21 protein-coding genes are annotated in these 22659 nt (G+C 43.8%); 4 read left to right on the top strand and 17 right to left on the bottom strand.

All coding sequences use genetic code 11. From position 1 onward, the window contains the following. Nucleotides 1-24: 24 nt before the first annotated feature. The 7 genes from ACETMN_RS23765 to ACETMN_RS23795 all read right to left on the bottom strand — a co-directional run bounded on the left by ACETMN_RS23765 (nt 25) and on the right by ACETMN_RS23795 (nt 7849). Nucleotides 25-1794 carry an ABC transporter ATP-binding protein gene (locus ACETMN_RS23765; protein ID WP_091014049.1) on the bottom strand — a complete coding sequence of 590 codons (1770 nt, stop codon included), beginning with the start codon at nt 1792-1794 and terminating at the stop codon, nt 25-27. Nucleotides 1795-1811: 17 nt separating this feature from the next. Then, a complete protein-coding gene (locus ACETMN_RS23770; RefSeq protein WP_370511422.1) occupies nt 1812-2693 on the bottom strand; it encodes an ABC transporter permease in 882 nt (293 codons plus the stop codon). A 47-nt stretch (nt 2694-2740) separates the two neighbouring features. Further along, complete coding sequence (locus ACETMN_RS23775) at nt 2741-3673, bottom strand: ABC transporter permease (protein ID WP_074095856.1); 933 nt, start codon at nt 3671-3673, stop codon at nt 2741-2743. A gap of 190 nt (nt 3674-3863) precedes the next feature. Continuing rightward, entirely contained in the window at nt 3864-5561 is a 1698-nt protein-coding gene (locus ACETMN_RS23780) for a peptide ABC transporter substrate-binding protein (RefSeq protein ID WP_074095857.1), read from the bottom strand. Nucleotides 5562-5714: 153 nt separating this feature from the next. After that, nucleotides 5715-6089: a DUF3397 domain-containing protein gene (locus ACETMN_RS23785; RefSeq protein WP_091014048.1), complete on the bottom strand. Its 375-nt coding sequence runs from the start codon at nt 6087-6089 to the stop codon at nt 5715-5717. Continuing rightward, nucleotides 6089-7048, bottom strand: coding sequence for a ketopantoate reductase family protein (locus ACETMN_RS23790; RefSeq protein ID WP_091014045.1), 960 nt, complete (start codon nt 7046-7048; stop codon nt 6089-6091). The genes ACETMN_RS23785 and ACETMN_RS23790 overlap by 1 nt, the downstream gene beginning before the upstream one ends. A 150-nt stretch (nt 7049-7198) precedes the next feature. Continuing rightward, nucleotides 7199-7849: an RsfA family transcriptional regulator gene (locus ACETMN_RS23795; protein ID WP_076211575.1), complete on the bottom strand. Its 651-nt coding sequence runs from the start codon at nt 7847-7849 to the stop codon at nt 7199-7201. A 314-nt stretch (nt 7850-8163) separates the two neighbouring features. Between ACETMN_RS23795 and ACETMN_RS23800 the strand changes: the two genes are divergently transcribed. Further along, nucleotides 8164-8400, top strand: a complete 237-nt coding sequence (locus tag ACETMN_RS23800) for a DUF2626 domain-containing protein (RefSeq protein WP_076332330.1) — start codon at nt 8164-8166, stop codon at nt 8398-8400. A 183-nt stretch (nt 8401-8583) separates the two neighbouring features. Further along, the gene (locus ACETMN_RS23805) at nt 8584-9663 is read left to right on the top strand and encodes a hypothetical protein (protein WP_411735208.1); all 1080 of its coding nucleotides are present in this window, start codon (nt 8584-8586) and stop codon (nt 9661-9663) included. Between the two features lie 102 nt (nt 9664-9765). On the opposite strand, the gene ACETMN_RS23810 is transcribed toward ACETMN_RS23805, so the two are convergent. Both ACETMN_RS23810 and ACETMN_RS23815 read right to left on the bottom strand, forming a co-directional pair. Then, nucleotides 9766-11037, bottom strand: coding sequence for an extracellular solute-binding protein (locus ACETMN_RS23810; RefSeq protein WP_411735209.1), 1272 nt, complete (start codon nt 11035-11037; stop codon nt 9766-9768). Between the two features lie 222 nt (nt 11038-11259). After that, nucleotides 11260-12594 (bottom strand): PhoH family protein, encoded by a 1335-nt coding sequence (locus tag ACETMN_RS23815; protein ID WP_024628438.1) that lies wholly within the window; start codon nt 12592-12594, stop codon nt 11260-11262. A gap of 152 nt (nt 12595-12746) precedes the next feature. On the opposite strand from ACETMN_RS23815, the gene ACETMN_RS23820 reads away from it, so the two are divergent. Then, a complete protein-coding gene (locus tag ACETMN_RS23820; protein ID WP_091014038.1) occupies nt 12747-13445 on the top strand; it encodes a YhcN/YlaJ family sporulation lipoprotein in 699 nt (232 codons plus the stop codon). A gap of 7 nt (nt 13446-13452) precedes the next feature. On the opposite strand, the gene ACETMN_RS23825 is transcribed toward ACETMN_RS23820, so the two are convergent. The 6 genes from ACETMN_RS23825 to ACETMN_RS23850 all read right to left on the bottom strand — a co-directional run bounded on the left by ACETMN_RS23825 (nt 13453) and on the right by ACETMN_RS23850 (nt 19224). Continuing rightward, entirely contained in the window at nt 13453-13905 is a 453-nt protein-coding gene (locus tag ACETMN_RS23825; RefSeq protein ID WP_091014036.1) for a pyridoxamine 5'-phosphate oxidase family protein, read from the bottom strand. A gap of 98 nt (nt 13906-14003) precedes the next feature. Beyond that, nucleotides 14004-15065, bottom strand: a complete 1062-nt coding sequence (locus ACETMN_RS23830; RefSeq protein WP_091014035.1) for an LCP family protein — start codon at nt 15063-15065, stop codon at nt 14004-14006. A gap of 90 nt (nt 15066-15155) precedes the next feature. Further along, nucleotides 15156-15452: a YlaH-like family protein gene (locus ACETMN_RS23835; RefSeq protein ID WP_036614990.1), complete on the bottom strand. Its 297-nt coding sequence runs from the start codon at nt 15450-15452 to the stop codon at nt 15156-15158. Between the two features lie 304 nt (nt 15453-15756). Then, nucleotides 15757-17601 carry a translational GTPase TypA gene (gene typA, locus ACETMN_RS23840; protein WP_036614992.1) on the bottom strand — a complete coding sequence of 615 codons (1845 nt, stop codon included), beginning with the start codon at nt 17599-17601 and terminating at the stop codon, nt 15757-15759. 177 nt (nt 17602-17778) lie between these two features. After that, complete coding sequence (locus tag ACETMN_RS23845) at nt 17779-18273, bottom strand: hypothetical protein (protein ID WP_091014032.1); 495 nt, start codon at nt 18271-18273, stop codon at nt 17779-17781. A gap of 291 nt (nt 18274-18564) precedes the next feature. Next, the gene (locus tag ACETMN_RS23850) at nt 18565-19224 is read right to left on the bottom strand and encodes a TerC family protein (protein WP_091014030.1); all 660 of its coding nucleotides are present in this window, start codon (nt 19222-19224) and stop codon (nt 18565-18567) included. Between the two features lie 87 nt (nt 19225-19311). Between ACETMN_RS23850 and ACETMN_RS23855 the strand changes: the two genes are divergently transcribed. Continuing rightward, on the top strand, nt 19312-20022 hold the full coding sequence (locus tag ACETMN_RS23855; RefSeq protein WP_047843768.1) for a TerC family protein: 711 nt from the start codon (nt 19312-19314) through the stop codon (nt 20020-20022). Nucleotides 20023-20145: 123 nt separating this feature from the next. Here ACETMN_RS23855 and thiI read toward each other — a convergent pair whose 3' ends face one another. After that, nucleotides 20146-21387 carry a tRNA uracil 4-sulfurtransferase ThiI gene (thiI, locus tag ACETMN_RS23860; protein ID WP_091014397.1) on the bottom strand — a complete coding sequence of 414 codons (1242 nt, stop codon included), beginning with the start codon at nt 21385-21387 and terminating at the stop codon, nt 20146-20148. Nucleotides 21388-21392: 5 nt separating this feature from the next. Further along, a complete protein-coding gene (locus ACETMN_RS23865) occupies nt 21393-22541 on the bottom strand; it encodes a cysteine desulfurase family protein (protein WP_091014027.1) in 1149 nt (382 codons plus the stop codon). Nucleotides 22542-22659: the final 118 nt, after the last annotated feature.

Here is a 22659-nt window from a genome sequence, read left to right on the forward strand (position 1 = left end):
TAGCATATCGCTTTAATATTCCTATTATACGTAAGGTTCTGCAACCCAGTGACCTTTGGAAACCTCAATCAATTGAGAATTTTCCAGGTTGTACGGATCATTTGCAGGACCGCCAGATCCATTCTGAATCGGGCTCATATGCTCTTCTGGCAGCAAGATGCGACGTTTGTTCGCTTCCACTTCCGGATCAGGTACAGGGATCGCGGAAAGCAATGTTTTGGTGTAAGGGTGGACAGGGTTCGCATACAGTTCTTCACTTTCTGCGAGCTCAACCACTTTACCCATGTACATTACAGCTACACGGTCACTGATATGTTTAACCATTGACAAGTCATGCGCAATAAACAGGTATGTCAAGCCGAGACGTTGCTGAAGTTCTTCAAGCAATTTAACGACCTGCGCCTGAATGGATACATCCAGTGCAGACAATGGCTCATCACAGATGATGAATTTAGGGTCTACAGCAAGTGCACGCGCAATCCCGATCCGTTGTCTTTGACCACCGGAGAATTCATGTGGATAACGAAGTGCATGACTTGGATTCAAACCTACAAGATCAAGCAGTTCCTCCACTCGTCTCTTGCGCTCTTTAGAGCTGGAAGCCAGGCCATGAATATCGAGTGACTCTCCGATAATATCCATAACATTAAAACGCGGGTTAAGAGATGCATATGGATCTTGGAAGATCATCTGCATATCTTTACGCATTTCTTTCATTTTGCGCGGGGACAACTTATAGATATCCGTTCCGTTGAAGTTAACATTTCCGCCAGTTGGCTCATAAAGACGAAGAATGGTACGACCTGTTGTTGATTTACCACAGCCAGACTCGCCTACAACGCCAAGTGTTTCACCTTCAAAGATATCAAAGCTTACGTCATTGACCGCTTTGAGAATGTTACCTTTACCCAAATTAAAGTACTGTTTCAAGTTTTTCACTTGTACCAGAGGCTTATTGCTGCCTTTGATAATACCAGCCGGAGCTGGTTTTTCCTTTTTGGGCTCGTCCAGACGAGGCAGAGCATTCAGCAATTTAATGGTGTATGGATGTTGAGGGTTACTAAAGATTTCAGCAGTTGTTCCTGTTTCAACAACTTCGCCTTCCTTCATAACAACAACACGGTCACACATACCCGCTACGACACCAAGGTCATGCGTGATCAGCATGATCGATGTTCCCAGCTTTTGCTGCATGTCTTTCATGACATCCAGAATTTGAGCCTGAATTGTAACGTCAAGTGCAGTTGTCGGCTCATCCGCAATCAGAAGAGATGGACGACATGCAAGCGCGATCGCAATCATGGCACGCTGACGCATACCACCAGAGAATTGGTGAGGATAATGATTCATGCGAATAGCCGCATTTTTAATACCTACAAGTTCCAGCATCTCCAAAGCCGCTTTATTCGCCGCTTGTTTGGACATGTTCTGATGCTTGCGCAATACTTCAGTAATTTGTTTACCAACTTTAATGGTAGGATTCAATGAAGTCATTGGATCTTGGAAGATCATACCGATATCTTTACCACGAATCGCTTCCATTTGTTTGTCTGTCTTATTCAGCAGGTCTTGCCCGTGAAAAGTAATTTCTCCGCTTTTGACCTTCGAAGGCGGGGAGGGAATCAATTTCATGATGGTTTGGGCGGTAACACTCTTACCACTACCCGATTCACCTACGATCCCCAGCGTCTCTCCTTTGCCAAGTTCAAAACTCACATGTTTAACGGCATCAAATTCACCAGAACGTGTTGAGAACGACACACTCAGGTCTTTGACAGTTAAAATCGGCTCCATAATCCCACCTCCTGTTTCTATTTACGTAATTTCGGATCTAGTGCGTCGCGCAGACCGTCTCCGAGCAAGTTAAATGCAAGCATTGTAAGAACCATCAGACCTGCTGGGAACCACATCCGCCACGGGAATAGCGTCCAGCCTGTAAGTGCATCATTGATCATAGAACCAAGTGAAGATCTTGGTGCTGATACACCCAATCCAAGGAAGCTCAGGAACGCTTCGGCAAAGATTGCATTTGGAATAGACAATGTTAATGTTACAAGAATCGGTCCTATTGCATTGGGTAGCAAATGACGGAACAATTGACGCCCTGTGCTTGCTCCCATGGACCTTGCAGCAAGAATAAAGTCTCTGTTTTTGAGTTGCATAATTTCACCACGCACAATCCATGACATGCTGATCCAGCCTGTGATGGTGAGGGCAATGATAATCGTTGTCAGACTTGGTTCCAGTACAACCAGCAACAAAATTACAACAAGCATGTACGGCAATGAGTAAAGGATTTCGGAAAACTTGTTCATAATTCCATCTACACGTCCACCGTAGAAACCCATGATCGCTCCATAAATAACCCCGATAACAAGGTCAATCAAGGCTGCGGCCAAACCTACAGTAAGGGATACACGTGCTCCTACCCAAGTTCTTACCCACACGTCACGACCAAGCTCGTCCGTACCGAACCAGTGCTCCGCACTCGGCGCTGCATTGGCATTCAACAAATCATTGGAATAATAATTATAACTTGTAAACAAAGAAGTTGGACCAATCAAAGAGAAAATCACGACAAGAACCAATACACTCAGACTGATCATAGCAGCCTTATTGGTTGCAAGTCTGTACATGGCATCTTTAAAAAGGGATACACTTTCTTGCGGTTTAACCGCTGCCTGACTAGTCAGGTTCGTGTTCGCCGTTTCATTCTTTTTATTATTCGTGCCAGACAACGTTATGCCCCCTTCCGGCTTTCCAGCTTAATTCTAGGATCAATCAGCACGTAAGCGATATCCGTAAAGAAACGAGCCAACATCAGGAGGATACCATAGAAAATCGTAATCCCCATGATCATAGTGTAATCACGGTTTGTGATACTCTCTACGAATACTTTACCAATTCCCCCGATGTTAAAGATCTGTTCAATTACAACGGAACCTGTGATGATATTCGCTGTCATTGGACCAACATAAGTTACTACTGGTAGAATACCGTTTCTTACAACGTGTTTAAACATAATTGCAGGCCATTTCAGACCTTTGGCTTTAGCTGTTTTGATATAATCTGCATGTAATACTTCAAGCATGCTTGAACGCGTCAAACGAGCGATAAAAGCAATCGGAGATGCAGATAGCGCTGCAACCGGAAGAACATAATCCAATGGACCATCAAAGCCCATAACGTTAAACCAGCCTAATTTAGTAGCAAAGAGATACTGCAATAGTGAAGCAAGCAAGAAGCTCGGAACAGCAATACCTATAACGGCAAAGACCATCGTGACATCATCAAGCAATTTGCGATGGTAAACCGCTGCCAGAAGACCCAGCAACACACCAACAATAATGGAGATAATGATCGCAAAGATTCCAAGCTTCAGCGAAGCGGTGAAAGTCTGGACAATCATGTCAGACACGCTTTGATTAAGGTAGTTCATTGAAACCCCGAAGTCTCCCTTTAAAATACCACCCATATACTTCAGGTATTGTTCATACATCGGCTTGTCCAGACCATATTTCACCTCAAGAAGGGCCCGAATTTCAGGTGATACTCTTTTTTCGGATGTAAAAGGATCACCCGGAATGGCCTTCATCAGGAAAAAGGTAGCTGATGCGAGTATGAAAAGAGATAGCAGCATAAATAGTAGTTTTTTCAATACGTACTTAACCAACCCTTGCACACCTCCACAAACAATATTTTGTATACAAATCGATTGTAGAATTAGACAGAAATAAAGTCCAATCCATTTATCGGAAATTTCAAGAATTATAAGGAAAATCGGTGCACATACAAAAAAATCGGGATATATATGGAATTCCACATATATATCCCGAAGTAATCATATTAGACTTCAGAACAACTTATTTCTCTTCCAGATATGCACGAGTGTAGTCAATAGCTCCACTGAAATCAAGTTGTACACCTTTCAGGTAAGGCTTAGTCAAAGATACGTTAGTGTAGTAATAGATTGGCATAACGCCCATTTCATCTTGAATCAGAACTTTCTCTGCGTCAGCAAAAGCACTCATACGTGCAGCAACATCAGTTGTTTTTACAGTATCTTCGAGGTCTTTATCATACTGTGCGTTGCTAAACTTGGAGTCATTGTTTGTATTTCCAGTTTTCCACATTTCCAAGAAGTTGAACGGATCGTTGTAATCAGCAGACCAGCCCGCACGAGCAACTTGGAAGTTTTGTTTTTGACGGTTATCTAGGAAGACCTTCCACTCTTGGTTTTCTGTTTTCACATCAACACCAAGATTTTGTTTCCACATGTCAGCAACCGCCAAAGCGATTTTCGCGTGACCGTCACTTGTGTTGTAGATCAAAGTCACTGCTGGCAGTGTTGTGTAGCCTTCTTCCTTCATACCTTCAGCAAGCAATGCTTTAGCTTCGTCCACATTTTCAGTGAAGTAATCGTCTTTGTGCTCATCACGGAATTCACCGTTTTCACCACGGATACCTGGAGGTACAAAGCCGAATGCTGGAATTTGTCCACCTTGTGTTACTTTGTCAACAATCAGCTGACGGTTAATGGACATTGCAAATGCTTTACGGATTTTAGCATTATTAAATGGTGCTTCGTTTACGTTGAACTGGTAGTAGTACGTACTTGCAATACCAGTAGCTTTGAACTCGTCCGGCAATTCCGCTTTTACAGAAGGAATTTGGTCGGATGGAATTTCACCGTTAGGTGCACCAGTGTAGTCCAATTGTCCTGATTTGTAAGCTTGCAGTTCGGAAGCACTACTATTTGTCAGGGACATATTAATTTCAGCCAATTTGATGTCAGCAGCTGCATGATAGCCTTCGTTTTTCTTCACAACAATTTTTTGACCTTTAGCGTATTGATCCATTACAAATGGGCCGTTAACGATCATGTTTTTGTAGTCTGTGAAGAATTTGTCATTGGTATCAGCAGATGCATGTACTGGGTAGTACGTGTAGAATGCTGTCAGACCCAAGAAGTAAGGTGTTGGGTTTTCCAACGTTACTTCAAGTGTGTGCTCATCAGTAGCTTTAACGCCTACTTGTGAGAAATCTGTGATTTTAGTACCTTTGAAGTCTTTGTCTTGGCTCATATTAAAGCCTTCTGCACCTTTGATGTAGTACAATTGGTAAGCATATGGAGAAGCTGTTTCCGGTTTCAAAGCACGTTCCCAAGAACGAACAAAGTCTTCAGCAGTAAGTGCATCACCGTTGCTCCATTTTGCTTCCGGGTTAAGGTTGAAAACATATTTCAACCCATCTTCGGAGATTGTCCAGTCTTTAGCAACACCTGGAGCTTCTTTTCCATCAGCATCGATGCGTACAAGACCTTCATACAAGAATTTCAAAACTGTGTTAGTTTGGCTGTCTTTTGCTTGAGCCGGGTCAAACGTAGGAGGCTCAGCTGACAGGTTGATTTTCAGAATTTGATCTTTAGCAAGACCATTTCCTTCGTTTGCAGAACCAGTATCGGTGTTACCTGTGCCTTCGTTTTTCGATCCGCACGCTGCAAGTACGGTACCGAACGCCAAAATCAGCGTCAAAAGGACTAATAGACTTTTCCTTTTCATCTAACACGTTCCCCCTAAATTGATATGGTTTATATGTTTATAGATTATACAACCACCGGTCAAAAAAATCTACATTACTTTTTCAGAAAGTAATGTTTTTTTCAGTATTCGACAAAATCGACACATTTTTTGCCTCTTTTGCGTTATGTAACCTTACATCTGTTTCATGAAGTATCTAAATAATCCAAATAAAGTAAACAAAATATACCCGAAACTCATAATGATGAAGGCCATGCGCCATACGGCCCGGAACATCCTCCCCCCATCGACCTTCCCCTTTAGTCGATTTTGCGCACCTCCGATAAATCCAAGTGCTAGTAGTATGAGTAATAATGTCAGATAAAAACCAAAACTCGAATCAAATGTTAAGTTGAATAACGCCGATACTGAAAAAACAAGAAAAAAAGTAGTTACATCCATTGCCATCCGCATGGCGTTCCGTTTGTCTTTTTTCCATACGTACATGCCCCAATAGACAAGAAAGAACGGAAAAAAGGGCAATATGCTCAACACAATAAAAAGTCCCATTAATTCACTCCTTCCGGTTGCATTCCTTCAATCAGATGAAGCAGTATTTCATGTGTAGGTGCAACAAGGTCCAACTTCTGCGCCATATTTACAATATGACCGTTAATTGACCTCACTTCTGTACCACGTCCAGCGAGAACATCTGCGAGCATGGAGGAAGTATTCGTGGCAGTAGAACGACAGACCGATATCAGTTGATCCCACATATCCTGATCCAAACATATTCCACTTGCAGAGTAGATTAACAATACTTCATCATATAACTGGCGCATTAGCCTCTTTCGTTCTTCTTTAACGATCAATTCTCCATTAGGGATTCGCCATACTGCCGTGAGCGGGTTAATGACTGAATTAATCAATAGTTTCCTGTATATCAGCTTATCGATTTCATTCGACACTGTACAGTCAAATCCTGCCTGCTGCAACGATCCCGACAGAGTAAATGTTCTCTTCTCCTCTATAGAGGTAGAAGCTACTATATGTATGTTGTACCTCCCCAGCCTGGTTTCACCTGTACCTGCACGAGTCACCTGACTTTGTGTACGCTTCGCACCTTCTGTTGTAACTGCACTACACAGAAGCGACTTTGGCAAAGCGGCTTGAAGTTTTGCCAGATGGCCCATCCCATTCTGAAAACAAGCGATATTCAGCACATGATCTTGTAATGGACTCATCTCATGAATGAAATCATCCATGCTTGTCTGCTTAACCATGAGCAGTAACCATTCTCCTGGTGTATTCTTCCATGTGTCAGTCAGCTCAGTTATTGGTTTCGCCTGTATTTGATCCGGTAGAATATGTATCTCCTCGTCTTGTTCTACAATGGTTACTCCATTATGGCTGAGGAGGTCTGCCTGAGCTGTTGTTCTGGTCCAAAATCTGACCTGGTTACCTGACGCCAGCAGTTTCCCGCCATACAAAAGACCCAGTGCCCCCGCTCCTACGATGTCAATGATCATATGATGCACTCCTCTCCGCTTCAGTAGTTTCTCTTCTATTATCTATAATAGAACAAAAACACCAAACTAAAAACCCGTCATACCTGCCGTTTTGTAACGGAGGTGTGGCGGGTTTATACCTGACTTTCACAAATCAAACGTCTGAATTTGTTACTCAATTCGTTCCAGATTTCCGTTGGCATCCATCTTGAAACGTGTCTTAAGTTCCTCTTCTTCTTCGGACAAGAATGCGAGTCTGCGAGCCCGATCCATAATCTGAATCAAAGCTTTGTAGTCGTCATTCACCACACGGTAATCCGTCTGCACTTCATTCACTTCCTTGGAAAGACGGTCATTCTCAAGACGTAGTTCAAGCAATTCATCTTCTTTCTCGCGAAGCTCCTTCTCCAGCATCTTGAGTTGACGATTGCTCTCCTGCACTGTTCCCTTCCATTGTCGCAGGAAGCGGATTACTGCATCCATCGATAATGAATCGTCTGAAATCCCATCTGATTTGTACAGATGTTCTTCAGTGTCCAGGGTAGACAATGCTGCAACCTGCGGTCCGAGCATAGCTGGTTGCTTTCTGAGATAACTTCGTTTTTGTCGTTGTGCCTTGGCGTTACTGATGGCAGAATCATACTTTTTACGTACACAACTGTTCCAGCGAAAACCGCATGCGGCAGATGTTCTGCCTATTTTTTCGCCTACCTCTTCAAAAGCGGCCAATTGTGTACTGCCTTCCCGAATATGACGCAAAGTAACCTCAGCCAATATCAAATCGTCCTCTGTACTCCAAGCATCCTGTCTCACTGCAGTCATGCTATAATACCCTCCTAACAACATCCTAAAATAACCGTCCGCATTACCGGAAGCCCGGTATGTGAATTAGGTATAAAAGCTGCTTCATTCATTCTTATGCCTCTCATAGAGTTCATAGAATTGATTTCATACTAAAATGTATTTCCACATTCAGGCTTGCTCATACGTGACTCACGTAAAACATATCCCTCTATACTTACTTTGAGCAAAAAAAGAATTCGCTTTCATATCCAAATTTGTTTACACGTTTTTCCTTTCCCGGTATAATGTTGTGTAGACAATCTATGAACGTACTTAGGAGAGGAGGATTTACCGTGGCACGCATGTTTCGGGTACTCGGGTTCTTCACGCTTGCGATTGGCCTGATGGCTTTTGCGGGAGATCTGGTCGAAATGGCTTTGCTTTTTTTCCTGCAGACTGCGTTTTTTGTCATTTTGGGATACTTGAAATTTACTGAAAGAACGTACATATTGCTCTTCTGGGGTTATATGATCGTCACATTCACGGGGTTCAGCTACTGGACCGTATTCCAAATGGGTTTGCCGCTATAATCCACCTGCAGCATCAAAGTAATCCGATATCTGTCGGGTTGCTTTTTTGTTGTGTTCAGATTAAATGGTTGTTCATGGTGTTATGTAACCACTAAGGATAATTCACGTAATTGTTTCATATATTGTCTGGAAGACAACTAGCCTGTACTATTGTCATTGAAGAAGTGGAAAGGAGAATGATCGGTGAGACGTCATAACGGCATTGCCGCATTTATATTATGCATCATCGTATTCCTGCAACTATCCTCAACCTATGCCTATGGAGAGTCTTCACCTGAGGATACACGTGAGATATTGCAAAAAAGTCTATCCATCGTTGAAATCGATCATGAAATTGAACGTATCGCAGGCAGACAGAAGCAGCTGGCTCAACAATACGAGACATTATCTGTCCAGCTTCAGGATCAAGAAGAACAGATACATATTCAGCAAGATCGGGCCGGAGCTGTAGTGAGGTCCTACTATACTGGAGAACGCGACAGTCTTCTTATGACTGTCCTGGGAGCCCGGTCATTCAAAGACCTGTTTGTACTGTATGATTATTACCAGATTATTATTGGACGGGATCAGGCTGTGCTGGACAAGTATCAGGACTGGTACCGCAACCTGCAACAGACTTCCACTCAGATTCGTCAGACTACAGCAGAACTAACCGAAATGAAGACTAATCTTCAAAACCAGCGGGAACGTGTAGTCACCTTGCAAAAAGAAGTAGATGCCCAAATAGCCACCAGCGGAGATGCGGCAGCGATTCAGAAACTGATGGATGAACTGACCCTCTATTGGGAGAATATCGGCATCTATGAGGTGAAACGATATTTCAAAGCATTGGCATCTGCCATGCAGAACCTGCCTGACTTTATCCAAAAACAAAACGGAGGCATATCCACAACTGGAACAACGTATACGATTCGTATTGGGCAGGATGAGCTTAATGCATTTTTACGTTCGCAAAATCCCATCTTTGAAGACTTTGCCTTTCAGTTTAATCAGGATAAGATCATAGCTTCCGGTCAGCGGGATCAGTTGCAATTAAGCATTGAAGGACATTATACGGTAGAAAATGAACCTCAAAACTCCATTCGTTTTCATGTGGACAAACTTGTATTCAACCAGCTTGAATTACCAGACACCACTCGCCGAATGCTGGAAAAAGAATTTGACCTTGGGTTCTATCCACAGAAAATCCTCTCGTTTGTGAAAGCAACCGATGTTTCAACAAGTGAAGGCATACTGGAAGTAAAACTAGCTATATCATTTTAAAGAGATTGTTCCAAAAGTCTGCTTAAATTAAAAAGGATGCCTAATGGCATCCCTGGCATTAAAGTTAAAATCCAGACTTTTTTTTGAACAGGAACTTAAAGGTTAGTTCGTCGTTCTAATACTATTTACGTATTGATTCGCTGTAATCTCTCCCTTTAAGAATTGTTGTACCTTTTTATGAAAACGAGTGATTAGATCATGACTTTCGGTTGTTGCGGCGGGGGCATCTTGGGTAGTTGAGAACCATGAATGTCTCTTTGCCATTTCATAACGTCGAGCAAGTTTATCAGACTCCAAATCCAGTTCCTGTTGCTTTGCCGGCAACCGGTTGACCTGCTGGTACCATTTTAACTGTATCGTAGCGGACGTCATTCCTTCAATCCATCTACTGGCCTCCTCTGCCTCAACCGAACCCGAAGTAATGACAAGACTTCTGGAGCTTACAGTTTCCAAGGATTCAAAAGAAATGCGCTCCAAAGAATCTTTATGAACTGTACTCGATTGATCAGCACTTAATAATTGAGATAACAAGGATACAACCATTGGTATGTTATTCTCATCAGCAGTTGATGAGAACATCGGATAGGTAGACTGGGCCATTATATGAGGTTGAATGTGATTCATCAATTGAATGCCCTGCTGGAGATCCCCCGGTTGCGAATCTAATTGCGTTTGATTAACTTGATCAGGTGCCATCCTCGGTTCCAAATGATTTAACCACGCATTTGTCCCGTACATATCATTGATGTTCATTGTAATTAAAGGGATTCCTTCGGCAATGGCTTGTTGAGTAAGTTTGATCCACTGATCTTTATTGTGAGGTAATGACTCTATTCCAGCTCTCTTCAGAAATGAAGATTGTGCAGCCAGAATGTACGGATCAAAATCAAAAGGCATCCCCCATTGATAACCATTCCACTCTGTCATTCCCCGTAATCCAACTACCGTATCTCCAAGCGACTTTGATAATGTTGTTCCGTTTAACGGATACAGGTACCCTTTTTGGGCATAGTATTGCACTTCCTCACTATCAAGCAGAACAACATCACCGTTCTCTCCTAGTGAAAATTCAAGATCCAAAACATGCTTATATGTATCCGGCTTCTCATTCCGAAGATTAATCTCTACCAGCTGGGAAGCAGCAACTTCTTTAGCTATTTTTTGAAAGGCTTGAAACTCTTCATCTGACATGGCGACTACAATCTCCAGCGGAGCTTGAGCATCTTCGTTACGGGACGAAGACCCAGGAAAAGCATCCTTCTCCTGATCGCGTTCCTGATTGAGCTGCGAACCTCTAAAGTCAAAACTCGGCGACAAGATCGTTAACGAAAGCAGCAATACCGCGAACAAAACAACCTGATGTCTACGCTTCATTAACTTCCCTCCCTGTTCCACCTAGTTTTTTCCTGCAGCAATTATTGTAACAAATAAGTAGTGCTCTTGTCCTACCCTGCCGAAAAACACTTTTTCTGATTTTTGCATAATACGAGCATATCGAGTTCTGTGTAATAACACTTACTTATTTTTTCAGCAAAAAACCGGCTCCAGGAGCCGGCTTTAATAACAACATTTTCCGGGAAATAAATCCCCTGAATTTTACAACAAATCAGCTGCAAGCTGTGCCAGCTTGGACCGTTCTCCTTTTTCGAGCATGATGTGTCCGCTGATTCCCTCTTGTTTGAATCGTTCCACGATATACGTCAGGCCGTTACTCGCAGAATCAAGATACGGATGGTCTATCTGCTCGGGGTCTCCCATCAAAATAATTTTACTGCCTTCACCGACCCTTGATACAATGGTCTTCACTTCGTGGCGCGACAGATTCTGGGCTTCATCAATAATGATAAACTGTCCAGGTATCGATCTTCCACGAATATACGTTAAAGCCTCCACCTGAATACTGCCAAGCCCCATTAGGATTTTATCGATATCTCCGGCTTTTTTGGTGTCAAACAGAAACTCCAGATTATCATAAATCGGCTGCATCCATGGACGAAGCTTTTCTTCCTTCTCACCAGGCAAATAACCGATATCTTTCCCCATCGGAACGACAGGACGAGCGATCAACAGTTTTTTGTATTTATGATCATCCTCTACCTTAAGCAGACCTGCTGCAAGTGCCAGCAAGGTTTTCCCTGTTCCGGCTTTACCAGTGATGGTAACAAGCGGGATGTCATCATTCAAAAGCAGTTCCAATGCCATACGTTGTTGTGCGTTACGTGCGCTAATGCCCCAGACATTATCATTACTGAGGAAAAGCGGCTCCAGCTTTGTTCCCTCTGTGTTCACTTTAAGCAAAGCCGATTTATTGGTTCCCATCTCATCTTTAAGAATGACAAATTCATTCGGATACAACGAATAAGACAACTGCAACGGTTTGATTGGTAAAAAACGATATGTGTAAAACTCATCAATCACTGACGGATGAACTTTTAGGGCCGTATATCCTGGATATAACTCACTGAGTCCTGCCGTCCGATCTGATAAGTAATCCTGTGTGAACAGACCAAGTACATCCGCTTTAATACGCACAAGTACATCTTTACTGACAAGCACAACCTGACGTTCGACTACTTCCTTTTCATTCTCCTCAATCTGATAATTCAGTGCGACAGCCAAAATACGATTATCATTGGACACTTCACCAAACATTTCCTGAACTTTCACGAAACTCCGATGATTCAGCTCTACTTTCAGGTTACCTCCATTAGCCAAAGGTACCCCACTGTGCAAGTGACCCAGCTCTCGTAATCCATCTAACAGTCTGGATACATTACGGGCATTACGCCCAATTTCATCAGCATTTCTTTTTTTGGAGTCGATCTCCTCCAGTACAACCGCGGGAATGATTACCTCATGTTCCTCAAAGGCAAATATGGCATTGGGGTCATGCAGAAGCACGTTGGTATCCAATACAAAAATCTTTTTCATTCAATCCCCTCCAAAGCGGCGTCGTTAAAGGCATGAATAGTGTGATCTTTCAGCAGCGGCATGGACAATCATGATCCCATACATAAATGTATTCGACTAGGGCAAAATAATTGTCAACCATTCTGAAAAACTCCAAGAAAGGATGAACATTTATGAAAATATGGGTTTGCACGCTGCTTCTGATCTTTATACTTACAGGTTGCAACAGTTCCACACGCAGCGCTTCTCAGGAACCGCATACGTCACATCCAAGAAGCTACGGAGGAAATGTAACAACTCAGCAAGATCAAGGGAAAGGATCTCACATGCTCAATGCACAGGAAGATCGGATGAATCCTTCACGTTTGGATCGTCTCAATGAGAATACAGGTGAAGTCCATGATACCAACATTGCTGATGATGCACAGAGTGGCCGGATGCCAAATGAAAAACGAATCAATCACCTTAAAGCCCTTGCCAAGCAAGTAGAAGGTGTTGAAGATGCGAACTGCGTCATACTCGGTAATACAGCCGTAGTTGGCATCGATGTTGATGGTGAACTGGAACGTGCTCGGGTGGGTACCATTAAGTACGCTGTTGCCGAAGCACTTCGCAAAGACCCCGAAGGTATAGATTCCATCGTTACTGCTGATGCAGATGTCACTGAACGAATTAAAGAGATCGGTGAACATATTCGTCAAGGGCACCCAATTTCGGGTTTTGCTTCAGAACTCGCTGACATGGTGGGACGAATTATCCCTCAACTCCCGAAAGACGTCAAAGTCCGTCAAAATCCGGATGAACACGTGAGTCAAAAACAACAAATGCAGCAGCTGCATTCATCAGACAAAAGACAACAAAAAGCCCAGTGATCTCTCACTAGGCTTTTTTCATGGCAGCAAAAACCTGCTCATCTAATTTCTCAGCAGCACGCTGATCATATATTTTGACATATTGAGGCACAGAGGACAATTGAGCGCCGTAAAACAGAGCATTCCTCACCGCTTCAATGGTAATGTCGAAACAGCACATATTAAATGGAACATCCAGTAGCGGATCTTGTCGTACCGCAGCACGTCCGTTCACTGCGTACACCGTCTCTTCTCCAAAGACAGTAACCGTAATGAGCGGATTAGTCATCATGTTATTCACTAAACGTGAACGATGATCGATCGCTACACGAAAAGTAGAAGCATTCTCCGCATAAATCCAGGAGATGGCTGTTGAAGTCGGACCTCCGGATTCTACATCCACTGTGCTCAAAAGCACAAAGGTCTCATTCTTGAATTGCTGTAAAAGAGATTCAGTTAATTGTGTGACGGCTTCGGACATTCAACCAGCCCCCTAACCTTCTTTATGCAATTCTTGTACTTGGTTTATGTTATTATAGCATACCGATTAACGTGCTTCCAATCCTAAAAGAATGAAGGTTATTCGCCTGAAGGTGAGGCCGTTACTTTACCTGAAAGTGTATCTTGTAAAGCCTGCTTGGCATTGGCGAGTTCCGTTTCATTAATATACACATATGGACTTCTCCACTCTCCAGTAACCGGAGTATAATGCACATCCGAAGTGGAAATGTTCCAATACGTCGAGATAAAGTTTTTCATTTGTTCCGATTCCACATCTGTCGTCATATTCTTGTCAACTGCACCAATCACTTTGCTGATCTTTGTAATACCCCCAAGAGATTTCATCTGATCCAGCATGGAGTTCAGCACTTGGTTTTGACGTTTGTTACGATCAAAGTCGTTGGATTCATCAGTCTTCGGATTACAATTGGATTTGCGGTAACGAACAAAATCTAGTGCTGCTTTACCATCGAGATGTTGTGCCCCTGCGACCAGATTGATATCTGTACCATCGGCTGTATCTCTATAACACATATTTTTATCCACAGTCACATCCACGCCACCCACGGCATTAACAGCATCACGGAACGCCTGAAAATTCAGGACGGTTGTATAATTAATATCTACATCCAAATACTTGCCCATCATTTCTTTCATCTGATCCTCTGCATTTTTGCCAGTGGTTTTCTCTTGTGCTTTAAACCTCGGATAATATGAATTCAACTTGTTGGATTTGTACCCATCCAATTGAATACGCGTGTCTCGTGGCAAAGATACAATGGTTGCCGTCTTGGTCTCCGGATTCAACGAAGCTACCATAACAACATCCGAGAGATATGTGCCCGTTTCAGGACGGTTATCTGTGCCTAATAACAGCATCGTGATCGGTTTGGTTGTGGCTGACATCCCGGGAGGTACCGGTTTATCGATGCCTGTATCCACGACTTGATTGTATACCCAGTACGTATATCCACCGCCTACCACAATAGCAATAACCAATAGACTTAAAAGGATTCTGCCAAAAGCATTCATTCTCTTTTTCTTCTTAGGCTGCTTGCCCTTGCCATTCTTCGATCCAGAAGCACCGGATTGCGTTGGTGCCTGTCTCCGTGGAGGCAGTCCGTTCGAATTTGAGTTCATATCTTCAACACCTTTATCACATCTGTTTTTGTCTAAATAAAAGACAACCGCTTTCCCTAAGGAAAACGGATGGTCTGTACAAGACAGGATTTATGAGTTTCGAGCGGCAGCTTCCGCTTTTTTCTTTTGACGGCCTTCGATAAAATAACGCACTCTCACTAACAACATCAAACCAACCGCGACCAACAAACATTGAATGATGGGAAGCTTGTCGATCTGAAAAATAAGAAGCATGAATGTGCCCATCGCCATCAAAATATAGAGAACGATTTCCTTACCAAGTGGCAATTTCTGACGTACCCGAAACACCTTGTTATATACGTAAGTAATCAATACAAAGATGACGATGTAGGCTACGATCGGGTGTGATGCGAACCATGCTTGCATGCACAGCCAGCTCCTTTCGTGTTCATGCTAGGATATAAGTTAACTGGTTGATGGAGCACCACCAACAACATTAATTACAAAGCTCTCTATGTGACCGTTTCGGATTCGGATCGTTCTTTTGGTCGCTGTTATCCCCAGATTTTTTTGATCCATTTTTCAATGGTAAAATCCGGGGATAAAGGCGAACGCTTCGCTCCTACAGAATCGATTCCGTATCCTCCACTACTTTAGTGGGTTGTAATCAACGTCGATGGTGCATGTGTGTTTCATCAAATGCTAGCTTATATAAATTATTTTGTTGTTATTAAGCTTTAGAAGCCATTTTGCGTTGTTTTTCTGCACGTTCACGCTCGGATTTATTCAGGATCTTCTTACGAAGACGAATAGATTTTGGTGTAATCTCACAATATTCATCTTCATTCAGATATTCAAGCGCCTGTTCCAACGAGAAGATAATCGGAGTTTTAATTTTAACCGTATCATCTTTACCGGAAGAACGAACGTTAGTCAGTTGTTTTTCTTTGCAGATGTTAACAACGATATCATTGTCACGTGTATGTTCACCAACAATCATACCTTCGTAGATTTCAGTACCCGGCTCCAAGAAGAGCGTACCGCGATCCTCAACGCCCATCATACCATAGAACGTAGATGTACCCGTTTCAGTTGAGATCAACACGCCTTGGTGACGTCCACCCACTTGACCGGATACTACTGGAGCGTAGCTGTCAAATGCATGGTTCATTACACCGTAACCACGAGTCAATGTCAGGAAGTTGGTGCTATATCCGATCAAACCACGTGCTGGAATCAGGAACTCCAGACGAACTTGACCACTACCTGTGTTAACCATGTTAACCATCTCTGCTTTACGTGCGCCCAGGCTCTCCATTACGGAACCCATGCTCTCTTCAGGGATATCAATCAACAAGCGCTCAACAGGTTCCATTTTCTTACCGTCAACTTCTCTTACGATAACTTCTGGTTTGGATACTTGAAGCTCATATCCTTCACGACGCATATTTTCAATCAGGATACCCAAGTGAAGCTCACCACGTCCAGAAACGATAAATGCATCTGGGCTATCCGTTTCGTCAACACGAAGGGAAACGTCTGTTTCCAATTCTTTTAACAAACGCTCACGAAGTTTACGGGAAGTTACCCATTTACCTTCACGACCTGCGAATGGACTGTTGTTCACGAGGAACGTCATTTGCAGTGTTGGCTCATCAATTTTCAGAACTGGCAAAGCTTCCGGGTTGTTAGGGTCGGCAATGGTTTCACCAATGTTGATGTCCTTGATCCCTGCAATGGCAACGATGTCGCCTGCTCCTGCTTCTTCCGTCTCAATACGTTTGAGACCTTGGAAACCAAACAGTTTCTCGATACGTGCAGTTTTGCTCTTACCATCACGCATAATAACCGTTACCGATTGTCCTTGACGGATCACACCGCGGTTAACACGACCAATGGCAATACGGCCAAGGTATTCATTGTAGTCCATCAAAGTAACGAGGAATTGAAGTGGTTCTTCAACATTTTCGGTAGGGTGTGGGATATGACTAACGATGGTATTGTAGATCGCCATCATGTTGTCATCTTGTTTGGCAGGATCATTATCCATGCTGGATGTTCCGTTCAACGCGGAAGCATATACAACAGGGAATTCGAGTTGTTGATCGTTGGCACCCAGTTCAATGAACAGGTCCAATACTTCATCAATAACCTCAGTCGGACGAGCCGCTGGACGGTCAATTTTGTTTACAACAACGATTGGTGTCAGGTTATGCTCAAGTGCTTTACGAAGTACAAACTTCGTTTGTGGCATACAGCCTTCATAAGCATCAACAACGAGCAATACACCGTCAACCATTTTCATGATACGTTCCACTTCACCACCGAAGTCGGCGTGTCCTGGTGTATCCACAATATTAATCAGGTAATCTTTATAAGTTATAGCCGTGTTTTTGGCCAAAATCGTAATACCGCGTTCACGCTCCAAATCGTTGGAGTCCATTACGCGCTCCTGTACCGTTTCGTGATCTCGGTAAGTACCGGATTGCTGGAGCAACTTGTCAACGAGTGTTGTTTTTCCGTGGTCGACGTGGGCAATAATCGCAATATTGCGAATGTGTTCTCTTGAATGCATGTTTTGTATCCATATCCTTTCCAATTTCAAATCATATCTACTTAAACTTCCCGCAATTTCGCAGGTTACTCACAAAATAAGCGTCGGTGATATCCCGACGCATGTCTATATCCCTTATATTATAGTTTATTATAGGTAAAAATCAAGATATTTCGCACGAAAAGACCACTGGGAATGTTACCAGCCTCTCCCTTGACGTCCTCGTCCAAGTAATAACCAAACTCCACCCAAGATCAAAAGGACAGCAAGTACATAGATTATTCCCGTTTGCAGCAGGGTAAATCCGAATAATATGATGGACACCGCACCAAAGATCAAAGCTGCAGGTAACACATATTCCGGTCTTCGTCGTTCAGCCATTCCATATTCGAGTAACCCTATGGCGATCCCAAGCAAGAATGCTGGCCACAGCCTGCTCATAAGTCCAGCACCCCATGTATTCGTTATACTGAATAAAACACCATACACCGTTAGTATGCCGGCAGGAACGAGTGACCACGATGGTGAAATACGCGCATAATATAACGCATGAAGGGCGATGCCTGGCAGCAGGATCAGCAAAGGCCAGAAATTACGACCAATAAATCCAAACACGCCAAACTTGCCAAGCAGAATAATAATTCCCGCAGCTACAATAAATAGTCCAATCGCTTTTTCATTTCTCATCCTCAATCACCTCTTATACTATGGCTATGTACTTTATTTCTTCATAAACGATACGCATTCCATGCTGACTGTTGTTTTTCAAACCTGTAATCATGCTTCTAGTGTATCCGATGTTTCGGCAAAAAACTATACTCTATGTCGCACTTTGCGTGCGTCCTTTATCTGTATTACCCTAAAATGTGCAACTTATGACCAGCCCAATGATTGTTGTATTGACAAGCGTATCCTCTCACCACAAAACCGCCTAAACCGGACGGTTCAGACGGTCATATGTTCAAGCTTTTATCCAAAATTAAACTATGCGTTCTTCCGCACAAATTTATGTGCGCCTCCAATCGCAACCACAAGACAAGCCATGGCTACGGGTAACAGCGTATGCACCTCTGATGCCATACCTCCCAGCCATTCTCCTAACTTGGGGTCTTTCATCACCATCTCACCTGCTGTGAAAGCCAGAATGCCTGATCCAACGAATACAAGAATCGGAAATCGCTTCAACAAACCAACAATTAACCCGCTCCCCCATACAACAATGGGGATACTGATTGCAATCCCGATGACGATCAAAGCCAAATCTCCATCTGCCAAAGCCGCTATGGCCAAAACATTATCCAGACTCATTACAAAATCCGCGATCAGAATGGTTTGAATAGCTTTCCAAGTCGTAGAAGCTTCTCGAATATGTACCTCATCATCATTTTGAAGCAGCAGCTTTACTGCAATCCAGAGTAGCAACAGACCACCTGCCGCTTGGATAAAGGGAATTCCCAGCAATAATACCGCTACAAAGGTTAACACACAACGCAGCAGTACGGCACCAAAAGCTCCCCACCATACCGCTTTTTTGCGTTGTATTGGTGGCAGATCCTTGCTGGCAAGCGCAATAACAACCGCATTATCTCCACTTAATACCAGATTGATCATTAAAATTTCAGTTAACAGCCATAGTGTATCCATGTCCTCATCCCCCCACATTAACTTGTATGTCAGAGTTGTCCATGCTATTCTTAATGATTGAACCGTATATAAGGAGTGACATATATCATGGAGCTATTTAGTCCCACATTCTGGCTGGCTTTGCTGAACGTTGTCTTTATTGATCTAATTCTGGCTGGGGATAATGCCATCGTCATTGGTCTCGCAGCTCGAAATTTGCACCCTTCCGTGCAGAAAAAGGCGATTCTATATGGAACTGGCGGCGCACTTTTAATTCGAATTTTAGCAACAGTTGTTGTTTTATGGTTGCTTAAAGTTCCGTGGCTCTTGCTTGTGGGAGGCATACTTCTGATCTGGATTGCCTATAAATTATTGGCGGATCAGGGAGATGAACACAATGATGTCCAAGCAGGAACTTCCTTGTGGACCGCTATTCGTACCATTGTGATCGCGGATGCAGCCATGGGACTCGATAACGTGATTGCAGTTGCTGGAGCAGCGCAACAGCATCTCGTGCTTGTCATCCTTGGACTCCTGATTAGTGTACCTATTATCGTCTGGGGCAGTACCCTGTTTATCAAGCTAATTAATCACTTTCCTTGGATTATCTATGTCGGAGCCATCGTTCTCGGGTATACGGCTTCCAATATGATCACTGAGGAACAGCGACTCTTGCCTTACTTCACTGAACATCCGGCACTGCGCATTCTATTTATCGTTGTGGTTATTGCAGGTGTAGTCTTTGCAGGTTATCGCAAACGCTCCAGCAGTTCCAGCCACAAGGGATCTGGCGGGGAACAGCAGCGCTCCTATTCGTAGGCTAATTTAAACTAAAAATTCATCTGAATACAGCAAAGGACTGAACGATATTTCATCGAACAGTCCTTTTTTTTGCAGTTAACATAGCCCTTATTATGTCAGCCATGCTAATTTTTATTGAGTTTAGAACCAATCATCCTTCATGCCATTGTCTTCTGTCTGATTCGTTACCACAGAAGTTTCACCGGCGTGCAGTGTGATCGTTTCAGTTTGTTCCACCGCCTGATCCACCCATTCTGACAGATGGCTCATTGTTGATTCTATTTTATCCACAATTCGAAGATTCGGATTGGTTGAAGGTGACTTTGGCACAAAGAGAGTACAGCAATCCTCATATGGCAAAATAGATATGTCATACGTCCCGATCTGTTTGGACAGGGTAATGATCTCCTGTTTATCCATCATAACCAGTGGTCGCAACAGTGGCAGATCCGTCGCACGACCAATGACATTCATACTTGGAAGAGTCTGACTCGCTACTTGGCCCAAGCTATCCCCGGTAATCAGCGCGAGTGCCCGCTCACGCTCGGCAAGTTTGGATGCAATTCGCAGCATTGAACGTCGCATCAGCGTAATAATCAGATTATCCTGACCCAGCTGGGTAAATGCCGTTTGAATCTCTGTAAATGGAACAAGATGCAGCTTGATTGTTCCTGCATGATCAGCAAGGGCACGTGCCAAATCAATGACTTTCTCTTTGGCGCGCTGGCTTGTGAACGGATAACTGTAAAAATGTACACATTCCACTTCAAGTCCACGGCGCATGGAAGACCAGGCTGCCACCGGGCTGTCTATTCCACCTGATAGCAGTACCATTGCTTTGCCATTCGTACCCAGTGGAAAGCCACCTACTGCCGGAATGGTTTCGTTGAAAATATAGGTACCCTGATCCCGAATCTCCACTCGCAGTTCAATATCAGGTTGACGAACATCAACACTTAATTGCTGAAACTTCCGAAGGATCGGGGAACCGACCAAATGGTTCATTTCATGGGAAGAGTTCGGGAATTCCTTCCATACCCGCCTTACATTTACCTTAAATGTAGTGCCTTCTTTGAAGTCGTCTTCCCTTTCGTCCATAAACGAAACTGCAGTTTTCACAATCTCATCTAGCTCGGATGGAGTAACTTTAACCGGACTAATCGACATCACACCAAATACCCGCTTCAGCACCTTAATCAGTTCAGTATGTGATTCACCGCCAAGATCCACATAAACACGGCCATATTCTTTGCGAAGGCTCGCTCCTGGATAAGGTTTAAGCAAAGCTTTCACCTGTGTAATGATCGTTTTTTCAAATCGGGCACGATTTTTCCCTTTTAACATAAACTCTCCGAAACGGAGAAGCAGCATATCATAGTTCATATCCATTACATCCGCCTTTCGAGGGGCCGCAACTGCGCCACCATCTGATGTAAAGCCTGTTCAAGCAAGGCTACATCTTTTTCTGTATGTTCATCTCCAAGACTAATACGCAATCCGCCACCAGCACAAGCTGCATCTCTGCCCATCGCAAGTAAAGCCCGACTCGGTTCAGCCGAACGCGAAGAACAGGCAGATTGGGTCGATATGGTTACGCCAAGTTGCTCCAAGGTGTGCAGCGCCACTTCTGCCTTCATCCCGGGATAGGAGAAGTGCACAATATGAGGTGCACCCTCTGTGCGACTGTTCAATTCAAATTCAGGAATAATACGTATCGTTTCCATCAATCGATCACGGAGCACCGTTGTACGCCGGGCAAAATCAACCTGATCTTCTGCTGCCATTCGCATGGCCTTTGCCATGCCTACCAGCAAGGCCACGTTTTCCGTGCCTGCTCTTAGGCCTTGTTCCTGTGATCCTCCTGACAATAGTGGCGTAAGCTCCACTCCACTTCGCACATACAGGAGACCTGCTCCCTTCGGTCCACGAATCTTGTGAGCAGACAGACTGTACAGATCTGCACCCCAAGCAGCAGGTGTCGCCTCCATTTTCCCAAAACCCTGAACACCATCTACATGGAAAAGCACGCGTGGTGCTTTCTTTTTGAGCTGTTTGCCGATCTCTGCAATCGGATGGATGGCTCCTGTTTCATTGTTTACATGCATCAGACTCACAAGCACCGTGTCGGGCCTGATCGCGTCTACAACCTTCTGAGCGTTCACTACTCCATCGGAATTCACAGGAACTAATGTCACTTCCCATCCCCACTGCTGCAATTGCATAAAACTTTCGTACACCGAGGCATGCTCGGTAGCCGTAGTGATGATGTGTCTGCCTCGTGACTGATAACGTAATGCCGCACCTTTTATCGCGAGATTATTACTCTCGGTCGCACCGGAAGTAAATACAATCTCTTCAGGCTTAACGCCGATTGCCGCAGCACAGCCGGATCGAGCACGACGCAGCAACTGATCGGCACGCTCTCCATACCCATGGATGGAGGATGGATTACCAAATTGTGTCTCCATAATTTCGGCCATCGTACGAATTACATCCGGATGGGGAGGCGTGGTTGCAGCATAATCAAAATATTTCAAATGAGGTTAGACCTCCCTTATCTCTTCGTTCATGAACCTACAGTGAGCATTGTAACACGATACCCGTACAACACAAAAAGACCAACCGGGAACAGGCGTTTCAAGCGCTACTGCTCCC

It is taken from the genome of Paenibacillus sp. M2 (assembly GCF_046713495.1).
Taxonomy (GTDB): domain Bacteria; phylum Bacillota; class Bacilli; order Paenibacillales; family Paenibacillaceae; genus Paenibacillus; species Paenibacillus amylolyticus_B.